This is a genomic window from Pseudomonas sp. NPDC078700 (assembly GCF_044542375.1).
Lineage (GTDB): Bacteria > Pseudomonadota > Gammaproteobacteria > Pseudomonadales > Pseudomonadaceae > Aquipseudomonas.
The window spans coordinates 223,575-235,077 of sequence record NZ_JBITUI010000008.1 but is presented as its reverse complement, the minus strand read 5'-3'; the positions used below and the strand labels follow the sequence as shown (position 1 = coordinate 235,077).

The following is an 11,503-nucleotide window of genomic DNA, read 5'->3' as shown; positions in this document are numbered from 1 at the left end:
GCCGAGGTCGATACCGACCAATGCTAAACCGCTCATGGTGATGGTCTCCGAAAATAAAACACCCTGCGAAAGCGTAGCCCTCGCAAGGTGTCGGGATGACCATCTCATTAAACCGCTGACAGTTCCCTGTCAGCGGTTTTTGACTTACCGATTACCCTTAAGGGGTGTTTGAAGCCTCAGCGGCTTTGATCAGATCAGCGCCAATCTGCGGTTCAAACTTCTTCCAGACAGGCTTCATTGCTTCACGCCATTTGGCGCGCTCTTCAGGCGTCAAGGTGATGATTTCAGTGGTGCCAGAATCGATGATTTTCTGTTTGGCTTTCTGGTTGAGGTCTTCGGCTTCTTTGTTCACTGCAACCGTGACCTCACCCATTATTTCATCCAACTGAGTACGGATATCGTCAGGCAAGCCATTCCAGAACTTGGTGTTGGTAATCACCATATAGTCGATCAGACCGTGATTCGACTCGGTCATGTACTTCTGCACTTCGTTGACTTTCTGACTGGTGTAGTTCGACCAAGTGTTTTCGGTGCCATTGACCACACCGGTCTGCAGGCCTTGATAAACCTCAGCAAAACTCATTTTACGCGGATTCGCGCGGATGGCCTTGAACTGCTCTTCAAGCACCGCAGAGGCCTGCACACGGAACTTCAACCCCCGCGCATCGTTAGGCACGCGTAGCGGCTTGTTTGCCGACAGTTGCTTGGTGCCGTTGTGCCAATAGGCCAGTCCTGTGATGTTTTTGCTTTCCATCGACTTCAACAAAGCCTTACCTTTCGGGCTGCTTTGAAAGCGATCAGCCGCGGCCAGATCATCAAACAGGAATGGCAGATCGAAAATCTGAATGGGTTTTGAGTATTGCTCGAATTTAGCCAGTGACGGTGCAAGCATCTGCACATCCCCTAGCAGCAATGCCTCCATCTCCTTGCCATCACCGTAGAGGGATGAGTTTGGATAGACCTCAACTTTTACTTTACCCGGCAGACGCTCCTCTACCAGTTTTTTGAACAGTAATGCACCTTGTCCTTTAGGTGTGTTGTCTGCGACCACGTGGGCGAACTTGATGATGATCGGGTCAGCCGCATGAGCCAAGCTGGCGAAGCCAACTGACATCGATACCGCAGCGGCGCACAGCAGTGTCTTAAATGGAAGCTTATACATGGAGTACCTCTTGTTATTGTTGGATGTTCTACGCCTCAATACTGATGGACTGAGGCGTTGTGAACCTGATTGTTACTCAGTGCCAGTTATTCCAGCGCGCTCAAGTAAACGTTTGGCGTGCCCAAGAACCGGTGCGTCAACCATCTGGCCATCGACTACAAACACACCAGCGCCCTGCTCTGCAGCACGCATAACGCGCTGCGCCCAAGCCAAGTCATCAGCGGCGGGCATCAAACTTTGATGCACCACTGCAACTTGCTTGGGATGAATACACAACATGCCGCCAAAGCCCATATCGCTTGCGTCCCGGGCAAACTGCGCAAGCCCACTGGGGTCGTCTATGGCAGGAAAAACGCTGTCTAACGGGGCCGCCAAGTTGGCCAGGCGCGACTGCAAGACAATGGCGAAGCGTGCTTGGTCAAGCATGCGTGCAGCCCCCGGCGTACCTGCTGCAAGCCCCAGATCAAGACCAAGATCGAGGCCGCCGAAGGACAACCGCTCCACGCCTTCGGCATGGGCTATTTCAGTCAGGGCTTGTAAACCTCTGGCGCTTTCAACAATGGGCCAGATCGGCTTTTTACATGCCGCGACGTGGGTGACCTGCTCTGCGCTTTCTATCTTCGGCAACAGCACGCCAATAACCCCGTGGTGACGCGCACACAGGGCGATATCGGCGTTATGACCAGCGTGGCCCGCTGCATTGATACGCACATGCAGCCGAGCCTCAGGATTTGCCTTTAAAAATGCATCGAGATCAGTGCGCGCTTGTTCCTTGAGGCTTTCTTCAACGGCATCTTCAAGGTCGACGATCACCACATCACTGCCAACAGCCAGCGCTTTTGGAATGCGCTCCGGGCGTGATGCGGGTACGAATAAGGCCGTGCGAATGGTCACTGGGTTCATAGTTTTATCACTCTCTTAAATACACACAGTCACTGCTTAAACGGCACCTTGTTCGTGCAGTTTCTGAATATTTTCTGCACTTAAACCCAGCTCGCTGAGCAGTGTGTCTGTGTGTTGCCCCAACGCTGGAACGCCATCCATTCGCGGGCTAAAAGCACTGTTGCGTCCTGGTGGCAGCAAGGCGGGAAGCATCCCTGACGGGCTTTGCACTTGGGTCCAGCGCTCACGGGCTTTGAGTTGTGGGTGCTGCCATACACCGGCCATGTCATTGACGTGTGCATTGGCAATTTGTGCCTCATCAAGACGCGCAATTACTTGCTCAGCGCTGAGCGCAGCGAAGCTTTCAACAATGATGGCTCGTAGCTCAGTGCGGTTGGCTGAGCGCTTTGAATTTGCTGAGAAACGCTGATCATCTGCCAACTCAGGTTGCACAAGCACCTTGTCGCAGAATGCGCGCCACTCACGCTCGTTCTGCAAACCGAGCATCACAGTTCCACCATCGCCCGCCGGGAAAGGACCGTAAGGGTAGATAGTCGAGTGCGCTGCACCCGCACGCGGTGGTGGGGTTGCACCTTCATAGGCGTAGTACATGGGGTAGCCCATCCACTCAACCAGGCTTTCGAGCATCGAAACATCCACGCGACTACCAACGCTAGTTTTGTCACGCAGCATCAAGGCAGACAGCACACCGGTGTAGGCATACATGCCGGCGGCGATATCGGCGATTGAGCAACCGGCTTTAGCCATCTGCTCCTCGCCCTCGCCGCCGGTGACGGATAAAAAGCCGCCCTCGCTTTGAATCAGCAGGTCGTAGGCTTTCTTCTGCTCATAAGGACCGCCCTCGCCGTAGCCTGAAATATCGCACACGATCAGCTTTGGAAAACGTTCGTGCAGGGCCTCGAATGACAACCCCATACGCGCAGCCGCACCTGGAGCGAGGTTTTGCACCAACACATCAGCCTTAGCCAACAAATCTTCAAGCACAGCCGTGGCAGGTTGTTGCTTGAGGTCCAGGGTCAGACTCTCTTTAGAACGGTTGGTCCACACAAAATGCGAAGCAAGCCCCGATACACGCTCATCGTAGCCGCGGGCGAAGTCGCCGGTAAGCGGACGCTCGACCTTAATCACGCGAGCACCAAGGTCGGCCAACTGGCGAGTGCAGAATGGCGCAGCGATTGCGTGCTCCAAACTGACAACGGTGATGCCATCTAATGGGCGCGGTGAGCTTGTTGAGGTAGTCATGTTTTACTCTCTTGTTAGACGACTTCGGCGCAAGCCAAAGTCGTTGTCTCGCAATTAGGACAAGTTGCGCGCCGAGGCGCATTGGCGCAGATTCCAGACCTGATCAATCAGCTGATCTGTCTGGCTTGAATCGATGTACCCAGCGAATGCCACTAAACGGCGGAATTTGTCTTCGAGTTCGGGGCGCGACAAGGTATTACCCGGATCGCCTTTTGGCTCATCAATCGCGCTTTGCAAAAGCCTGCCGTCAACTGTCAACACCTCAACCCGGCCTAGCCACTGCTGCGGGTAGGCGGCATCGACTTCTGCATCCAGTTGCATGCTGACTTTTTCCCGAAAGCTGGCTACCCGCGGATCATGCATCGCAAAATCCTCAAACTCAGGCAGCCCGGCTTTGCCATGCACGGCAATCAAGCCCAGCACTGTGCCCATGGAGAATTTGGCCTGATGCACACTGCTCGGCACATTCACGCGGCCAAGCACATCAATCGCACCTTGGTGAACCTTGGTGGTGACCTGTTGAATATGCTCCGGTGCTAACCCTTCAGCCTGCATCAGGCTGAGCAAAGCATCGGCAGCAGGATGGGTGTGACGGCAAGATGCGTGGAATTTGAATGAGGTTTCACACAATGCCCAGCGGCTGCCCAGGCGATCAGATAGCTTGCTCGGGTCAGCATCGCTGGACATGCCAGCAGCCATACCCTGATCACCTTCGAGAATATTGCGTGCGCCGGTCAAACCATCAGCGGTCAGATAAGCCGCAAGCAGGCCATCAGCCGCAGCTTTGGCGGTATGCAACTGCTTGGAATCAGCGGCGTCGCGCAAGAACTCCCACAGCCCGGCAGCTTGAGTGCCGGCGGTGCCAAGCAGATTGATAAATTGCTCGCGATCAAATTTCAGTAACTTACCGACTGTTACCGCAGCCGCAAGCGTGCCCACCGTGGCCGTGGTGTGGAAAATCCTGTAGTGCGAACGGCCCATAAACTCGCCGATACGAATCCCAGCCTCGTAACCTGCAACTGCAGCAAGGAGCAACTCCCGGCCTGTGCAATCGAGATCCTGAGCGGCCGCCAACGCCGCTGGAAACACAACTGTTGCCGGATGCAGCACTGAACTGTTGTGCAGGTCATCTTGCTCAACCAGATGCGATGAAGCGCCGTTTACCAGCGCGGCAAAATAAGGGCTGGTGGTTTTGCCACTAACCAGAATTTTTGCCTTGCCCGTTTCCGGGCCCATTGCCTGAGCGTAGCGCTCAAACAAGGGGATAGGATGGCGGCCTTGGCTGGCAAGTGCTGAACCCAGCCAGTCGAGGTACAAGTCCTCAGTTTTGCTGAGGACATTTTCGGGAAGCTGTTCATAACGCAAATCAGCCAAAAAAACTGCAAGCTGTTCGGTATGGGTCATGTGCTGGCGTCCTTAGAATGAACGAGGCATGTCGAGCAGATGCTCGGCCACATACGACAAAATCAGGTTGGTTGAGATCGGTGCCACCTGATACAAACGGGTCTCGCGGAACTTGCGTTCAATGTCGTATTCGCAGGCAAAGCCGAAGCCACCGAAGGTTTGCATGCAAGCGTTAGCGGCTTCCCATGAGGCTTTTGCCGCCAGATACTTGGCCATGTTGGCGCTTGCACCGGCGTTTTGACCGGCGTCATATTCATCACAGGCGCGCCAGCGCATCAGGTCAGCCGCTTCGACTTCGATATGGGCCTCGGCAATCGGGAATTGCACACCTTGGTTCTGGCCAATCGGACGACCAAAAACCTCACGGTCACGGGCGTACTGGCTGGCCTTCTCGATGAACCAGCGGCCATCACCAATGCACTCTGCCGCAATTAGCGTACGCTCGGCATTCAAGCCATCGAGGATGTAACGGAAGCCTTTACCTTCCTCACCAATCAGGCTGTCAGCCGGCAACTCAAGATTGTCGAAGAACAGCTCATTGGTTTCATGGTTAACCATGTTGGCAATCGGTTGCACCGTCATGCCGTTACCTATGGCTTCACGCAGATCAACCAGGAAGATCGACATGCCTTCAGATTTCTTCTTCACTTCAGCCAGTGGCGTGGTGCGGGCCAGAAGAATCATCAAATCAGAGTGCTGAACCCGTGAGATCCACACCTTCTGGCCGTTGATGACATATTTGTCGCCCTGCTTGACCGCCGTGGTTTTGATCTTGGTGGTATCAGTTCCGGTCGTTGGCTCGGTGACGCCCATCGATTGCAGGCGCAATTCGCCACTGGCGAGCTTAGGCAGGAAATAGCGTTTCTGTTCTTCGCTGCCGTGGCGCAGCAAGGTGAACATGTTGTACATCTGGCCATGTACCGTGCCGGAGTTACCGCCACAACGGTTTACTTCCTCAAGAATGATCGAGGCCTCGGCCAGTCCCAAACCTGATCCGCCATACTCTTCTGGAATCATTGCTGATAGCCAGCCAGCATCAGTCAGGGCTTTAACAAAGGCTTCCGGAAAGCCTTTGTCTTCATCAATTTTGCGCCAGTAAGCGGCATCAAATTCTGCGCACAGCGCACGCACGCCTTCGCGAATGGCATTAAATTCTGGATTATTGTTCGGGTTCATAATTCGCTTCTCGCTAAGGACTTTCTAAAAAGAGTGCCAAGGGGATTGGCTGTATCAGTCAAATTTCACTTCGCTACGCTGGGCTAAACCGGCTTCGTTACCGGCCCAGAGCTGAGCTTTTCCGACAGATTCGATTTTGCCGCCCACCTGAAAAGGTTCAGGCGCAACCAGCGGACGCAAGCCGCGGTAGGCAAATTCACGTAAACGCGCCTGTGGATTAGCGCGACAGAAAGCGCGCAGGCTCAAGGTAGCGGTCAACGGGCCGTGTACGACCAGGCCTGAATAACCTTCGGTGTCGGTGACATACGGCCAGTCGTAGTGAATGCGATGACCGTTGAAGGTGACGGCCGAATACCGAAATAACAGCGTCGAGGTCGGCGTTATAGACTCCTGCCAATCGCCCTCCAGCATTGGCTGGCCACTACTGGCCTTGGGTGGGCTAGGCTCGCGATAGACGATGTTCTGATCTTCACGAATGGCTAATTCGCCATCCTGAAAGTACTCATGCTGTACGGTGACAAACAACAGCGCGCCGGTACTGCCGTGCTTCTCTTCGATATGGGTGATGGTCGAAACCCGAGTAGCATCGCCCCCCACGCGTAACGCTTGAATAAACTCGATTTTACCGCCAGCCCACATGCGGTTGCGGTTGTCAGCCGGGGGTAAAAAACCACCGCGTGCTGGGTGGCCGTCTTCACCAAGGCCGCTCTCAGCCACAGGGTTCTGAAAAAATGCCCAATGCCACAAAGGCGGTAATCCTTCGCCGTGGGCCGGTGTCTCTTCGCCTAGGGTTGCGGCAATTCGCATCACCAGATTGCGGCTCAGTTGGTCATGAACTTCTTCGGAACGGCCAATCCAGGCAGATAATGCAGCGTCAGTCATGGGTTACTTCCAGCAGTGCTCTTGAGTTGCAACTAGAATGCGACTGAGCTGGCGTTCTGTAAATTTGCATTTACATAACTCGGCGTTCGGTTATGCTGAACGCTTAAGTTCGCTTATTTGCTGATGTTGTGACTGCCATGCATTTTGATCTGCCGGACCTGCGTTTGTTTATTCACATTGCCGAGTCACCGAGCCTCACGCAGGGGGCGCGGCGGGCATTTCTATCCCCCGCTGCTGCCAGCGCGAGAATCAAAGCCCTCGAAGCCCAACTCGACTCACGCTTGCTGTACCGCGATAGCCGTGGGGTTGAGCTGACGCCTGCTGGCGAGCGCCTGCTGCACCATGCAAGGCTGATCATGCGTCAGGTTGATTACCTTAAAAGTGAATTCACCGATTACGGTGTGGATTCCGCCGGACACATCCGCATATTTGCCAACACCACGGCGGTCACCGAATTTCTGCCGGAAGTGCTTGCTGGCTTTCTCGCCGCGCGCCCTGGTGTCAGCGTCGACCTGCAAGAACGCCTGAGCCGCGACATTGTGCGCGGTGTGCTCGATGGCACGACTGATTTGGGTATTATCGCCGGGCCGGTTGAGGTCAGCGGTTTACAAGTGCTGCATTTCAGCACCGACCGTTTGCTGCTGGCGGTGCCGAAGAATCATCCACTTGCAAACAAATCACGGGTGACCTTGCGCGACACCCTTGAATACCAACACATTGGTTTGCATGAAGGCAGCACTCTGTTGAGTTTTCTGCGTGAACATGTCGAAAAACTGGGTAAAAAACTGTCGCTGCGAATTCAGGTATCGAGCTTTGAAGCCATTTGCCGCATGGTCGAGGCTGACGTGGGCATCGGCATCATTCCTGAGTCAGCAGCGCAGCGTCACAGCCGAACCATGCAACTTACTACGATCGAGCTTGATGAGCCCTGGACGGTACGTGAGCGCAGCATCCTGGTGCGCGATCTCGAAGCCCTGCCCGGCAGCGTCAAAGCCTTGATTGCAACGCTAATGCCTGATCCAGAAAAGACAGCAATTAATGAGTCACACTAGCACCTAGCCAAATCTGGCCTGAACCTGAATCAGATCAAACCACCAGACACAAAAACGCCCCAATCTATCGGGGCGTTTGTTGTACAGCCTGGAACGACTAGCTTTGAACGTTAATCACCACTCGGCCACGACTTGGGCATTTACCCATATACAGGTGAGCTTGGCCCACCTTGTCGAACGCAAAGGATTTATCAATAAGCGGTTTTAGCAATCCATCACCGGTCAGTTGATTGATGCCCTGTAGCGCCCTGGCAACCGCCTCTTTATCCTGCGGAATACCAAGTTCCTGTTTGCCGGTAAAGTTACCAATGCAATGGACAAAGAACTGAATATTCTTCTGGAAAGCAGCACAGGCAGGGAATGGCGTTTCATTACCCCCTTGCAGCCCGTACAACACAAGGCGTCCACGTGGTGCAAGCGCATCACCGAGCAAGCACATTTGTGGGCCGCCCAATGTATCCATGACGATATCAACGCCACGATCATTGGTTAACTTTTTGACTCGGCTTACCAAGTCCTGTTCTTCGGTCAGGATGATGTGGTCAGCACCCAACTCACGGACAAAGTCGGTGTTTTCCGGGTTATCAATGGCGGCGATGACATGGGCACCCAAGGCTTTGGCCATTTGCACGACATAAGGCCCCAGCATTGGCTGGCTGCTGTAATAAGCACTGTTTCGCCCGCTTTGACCTTCGCCAACTCGACCATGCCGAACCAGCCGACCATAGACGGTAAGAAGTGCACGCAGGCTTGCTCAGGTGTTAAAGCATCCGAGTAGCGTGACACTGAGGTGCGCGGCAACACCACTTCCTCAGCGTAGGCTGGATAGTCGTTCGGGCTGTGCGCAGGGAAGCTGGCAACTTTATCGCCAACCGCCAAGTCATCAACGCCCTCACCCACGGCTAAAATAACGCCGGCGACTTCATAACCAAGTCCAGCCGGTAATTGAGCCTGAGTTGTTGCAAGATTTTGGCGCCAAAGCACGTCTTGCCAGCTGACACCGATAGATTCGACGCCTATCAACACTTCGCCAGCGGCAGGCGCAGGGCGCGAGCGCTCTTCGATTTTGAGGACATCTGCCTCGCCAAACTGATGAAAACGGATAATGCGGGACATCATAAACCTCTTCGGTTGACCCCTTTAGACTTAGACTTTATCGGGCCTTTGTAAGCAATACCACATGCCAGCAGTAATATTCATCATGTCTGTGGATGATGATTGGTGGTTACAATATTAACAGTGTGCACTAGTGTATTGCTAAGGCAGCATGAACCGCATTAGCCTGAAGTGCACAGAAGGCTGCGCATTTATACCTGATATGGACGACAGATGAACCGTAATGATCTCCGCCGTGTAGACCTTAACCTTCTGATCGTTTTTGAGACGCTGATGCACGAGCGCAGCGTGACTCGCGCAGCTGAGAAACTGTTTCTTGGCCAACCGGCTATCAGTGCGGCCTTGTCCCGCTTACGCAGTTTGTTTGATGACCCATTATTTGTCCGCACCGGCCGCAGCATGGAGCCTACGGCGCGCGCGCAGGAAATCTTTGGCTTGCTGTCGCCTGCGCTCGACTCTATTTCCACTGCTGTCAGTCGTGCGGCCGATTTCGACCCTGCCACCAGCACGGCGGTGTTCCGCATTGGCCTGTCGGATGATGTTGAATTTGGCTTGATGCCACCGCTGATCAAACGCTTGCGTGCAGAAGCCCCCGGCGTGGTTTTGGTCATCAGACGGACTAACTACCTCTTGATGCCGGGGCTACTGTCATCGGGTGAAATCTCAGTGGGCGTGGCTTACACCGAAGAACTGCCCGCAAACGCTAAACGTAAAGTGGTGCGCCGCAGTAAAGCCATGATGTTGCGTGCCGACACTGTGCCGGGCGCACTGTCGCTGGATGACTACTGCGCAAGACCCCATGCCCTGGTGTCATTCGCCGGTGATCTCGGTGGTTTTGTAGACAGCGAATTGGAAAAACTCGGGCGTAAACGCCGCGTCGTGCTTGCTGTGCCACAGTTCAACGCACTCGGCCCCTTGCTCAGCGGCACCGACATTGTGGCCAGCGTGCCCGACTACACGGCGGTTGCCTTGACCGCCGCCGGCGGTTTACGCACCGAACCCTTACCCTTAGAGACACAAACCTTCGAATTGCACATGGCCTGGCGCGGCGCGCAGGACAATGACCCTGCTGAACGCTGGTTACGCTCACGTATTCAGATGTTTGTCGGTGACCCTGACAGCCTGTAAATATGCACCTATTGCGTGCAGCAACCACTGATGCGATCAACCTGCGCACTACTATTGCCCTATGACAATAATAAGACCCACATAATCATTTTCAATAATACTTAACTTCGTAGCATTCGATTCGTTAGCTGGGACTTTGCGACTCAAACTCCGCCCAAACATTACATCCACGGGCGGAAAAATCATGGAACAGCCAAACACCAAGATCTGGCACCTTCCACTTGCAGTACTTGCGGCAGTGGTTCTCAGTGCTTGCGGTAAAACTGAGCAAACCTCTCAACAACAGCATGCAGCGAAGGTCAGTGTCGCTGAAGTTATTGAGCAACCAATCAACGAATGGGACGAATTCACTGCACGCCTGGAGGCGCCAGAGTCAGTTGAGATTCGTCCACGGGTATCTGGTTTTATCGACAAGGTCGCGTTCGATGAAGGCAGCCTGGTCAAGAAAGGTGATCTGCTTTTCCAGATCGACCCCCGCCCTTTCAATGCAGAAGTAAAACGCCTCGAAGCACAACTCAACCAAGCACGCTCAGCCTACACACGAACCCGCAGTGAAGCGCAACGTGGCGAGCGTTTGCGTAAAAGTAATGCCATATCAGCAGAGCTTGCCGATGCCCGTACCAGCAGTGCCCAAGAGGCCCAGGCCAACGTGGCAGGCATCCAGGCTGAGCTCGACAATGCGCGGCTGAATCTGAGTTTTACCCGCGTCACATCACCTATTGATGGCCGCGTCAGCCGTGCAGAAATTACCGCGGGCAACCTGGTTACAGCCAGCCAATCGTTGCTCACTTCTGTTGTTTCCACCGACAAGGTGTACGCCTACTTTGATGCCGATGAACAGGCTTTTTTAAAGTATGTCGAGCTGGCTAAGAAGTCAGGTACCAATACCCGCGACGCCAGCCCAGTCTATCTCGGCCTGTCCAATGAAGTGGGCAACCCACACCTTGGCAAACTCGATTTCCTGGACAACCAGGTGAATCCGAAAACAGGCACCATCCGCGGTCGCGCGGTGTTTGACAACAGCAGCGGCGAATACACCCCCGGCCTCTATGCACGACTCAAGCTGGTTGGCAGCGACACTTACTCAGCCAAGCTGATTCAGGATGCCGCTGTGGGTACGGATTTAGGCAAAAAGTTTGTCCTGGTACTCGCTGATGACAACACCGTGAGCTACCGCGCCATTGAGCTTGGGCCAAAAGTCGAAGGCTTGCGCATTGTTCGCAGCGGCTTGGAAAAAGGCGATCAGATAGTCGTCAACGGCCTGCAGCATGCCATGCCGGGCTCAACGGTTGACCCACAAAAAGTGACCATGGCCGATGAGCAAACGCTGGCCAAACTAGCAAGCCTGCGTAACGCCGTCGACTCAACAGTAGACAGCTCGATTGGTATTGCAGAAAGCCCTGTTCAGCCAAACGCTTCACCTCGCGGGTAAAGGTTT

The 11,503-nt window shown here is 54.3% G+C and carries 9 protein-coding genes and 1 pseudogene; 3 read left to right on the top strand and 7 right to left on the bottom strand.

Annotated elements, in window-relative coordinates:
- Nucleotides 1-157 precede the first annotated feature (157 nt).
- The 6 genes from ACIGCM_RS22350 to ACIGCM_RS22325 all read right to left on the bottom strand — a co-directional run bounded on the left by ACIGCM_RS22350 (nucleotide 158) and on the right by ACIGCM_RS22325 (nucleotide 6,769).
- Complete coding sequence (locus ACIGCM_RS22350) at nucleotides 158-1,162, bottom strand: TRAP transporter substrate-binding protein (protein ID WP_397504263.1); 1,005 nt, start codon at nucleotides 1,160-1,162, stop codon at nucleotides 158-160.
- 72 nt (nucleotides 1,163-1,234) lie between these two features.
- The gene (locus ACIGCM_RS22345; protein WP_397504262.1) at nucleotides 1,235-2,065 is read right to left on the bottom strand and encodes an HpcH/HpaI aldolase/citrate lyase family protein; all 831 of its coding nucleotides are present in this window, start codon (nucleotides 2,063-2,065) and stop codon (nucleotides 1,235-1,237) included.
- Nucleotides 2,066-2,101: 36 nt separating this feature from the next.
- Nucleotides 2,102-3,307: a CaiB/BaiF CoA transferase family protein gene (locus ACIGCM_RS22340; protein WP_397504261.1), complete on the bottom strand. Its 1,206-nt coding sequence runs from the start codon at nucleotides 3,305-3,307 to the stop codon at nucleotides 2,102-2,104.
- A gap of 54 nt (nucleotides 3,308-3,361) precedes the next feature.
- The gene (locus ACIGCM_RS22335) at nucleotides 3,362-4,711 is read right to left on the bottom strand and encodes an MmgE/PrpD family protein (RefSeq protein ID WP_397504260.1); all 1,350 of its coding nucleotides are present in this window, start codon (nucleotides 4,709-4,711) and stop codon (nucleotides 3,362-3,364) included.
- A 12-nt stretch (nucleotides 4,712-4,723) separates the two neighbouring features.
- A complete protein-coding gene (locus ACIGCM_RS22330) occupies nucleotides 4,724-5,887 on the bottom strand; it encodes an acyl-CoA dehydrogenase family protein (protein WP_397504259.1) in 1,164 nt (387 codons plus the stop codon).
- Between the two features lie 54 nt (nucleotides 5,888-5,941).
- Nucleotides 5,942-6,769: a MaoC family dehydratase N-terminal domain-containing protein gene (locus ACIGCM_RS22325; protein ID WP_397504258.1), complete on the bottom strand. Its 828-nt coding sequence runs from the start codon at nucleotides 6,767-6,769 to the stop codon at nucleotides 5,942-5,944.
- 137 nt (nucleotides 6,770-6,906) lie between these two features.
- Between ACIGCM_RS22325 and ACIGCM_RS22320 the strand changes: the two genes are divergently transcribed.
- A complete protein-coding gene (locus ACIGCM_RS22320; protein ID WP_397504257.1) occupies nucleotides 6,907-7,821 on the top strand; it encodes a LysR family transcriptional regulator in 915 nt (304 codons plus the stop codon).
- 97 nt (nucleotides 7,822-7,918) lie between these two features.
- Here the strand turns inward: ACIGCM_RS22320 and ACIGCM_RS22315 are convergent.
- Nucleotides 7,919-8,937, bottom strand: a pseudogene (locus ACIGCM_RS22315) (zinc-dependent alcohol dehydrogenase family protein).
- A 213-nt stretch (nucleotides 8,938-9,150) separates the two neighbouring features.
- On the opposite strand from ACIGCM_RS22315, the gene ACIGCM_RS22310 reads away from it, so the two are divergent.
- Entirely contained in the window at nucleotides 9,151-10,065 is a 915-nt protein-coding gene (locus tag ACIGCM_RS22310; RefSeq protein ID WP_397504256.1) for a LysR family transcriptional regulator, read from the top strand.
- A 184-nt stretch (nucleotides 10,066-10,249) separates the two neighbouring features.
- The gene (gene mexE / locus ACIGCM_RS22305; RefSeq protein WP_397504255.1) at nucleotides 10,250-11,497 is read left to right on the top strand and encodes a multidrug efflux RND transporter periplasmic adaptor subunit MexE; all 1,248 of its coding nucleotides are present in this window, start codon (nucleotides 10,250-10,252) and stop codon (nucleotides 11,495-11,497) included.
- The last annotated feature ends 6 nt before the right edge of the window (nucleotides 11,498-11,503 follow it).

Coding starts and splice junctions, on each gene's coding strand:
- ACIGCM_RS22310 (WP_397504256.1), top strand. CDS start 9,151: ATGAACCGTAATGATCTCCGCCGTGTAGACCTTAACCTTCTGATCGTT.
- ACIGCM_RS22350 (WP_397504263.1), bottom strand. CDS start 1,162: ATGTATAAGCTTCCATTTAAGACACTGCTGTGCGCCGCTGCGGTATCG.
- ACIGCM_RS22325 (WP_397504258.1), bottom strand. CDS start 6,769: ATGACTGACGCTGCATTATCTGCCTGGATTGGCCGTTCCGAAGAAGTT.
- ACIGCM_RS22345 (WP_397504262.1), bottom strand. CDS start 2,065: ATGAACCCAGTGACCATTCGCACGGCCTTATTCGTACCCGCATCACGC.
- ACIGCM_RS22330 (WP_397504259.1), bottom strand. CDS start 5,887: ATGAACCCGAACAATAATCCAGAATTTAATGCCATTCGCGAAGGCGTG.
- mexE (WP_397504255.1), top strand. CDS start 10,250: ATGGAACAGCCAAACACCAAGATCTGGCACCTTCCACTTGCAGTACTT.
- ACIGCM_RS22335 (WP_397504260.1), bottom strand. CDS start 4,711: ATGACCCATACCGAACAGCTTGCAGTTTTTTTGGCTGATTTGCGTTAT.
- ACIGCM_RS22320 (WP_397504257.1), top strand. CDS start 6,907: ATGCATTTTGATCTGCCGGACCTGCGTTTGTTTATTCACATTGCCGAG.
- ACIGCM_RS22340 (WP_397504261.1), bottom strand. CDS start 3,307: ATGACTACCTCAACAAGCTCACCGCGCCCATTAGATGGCATCACCGTT.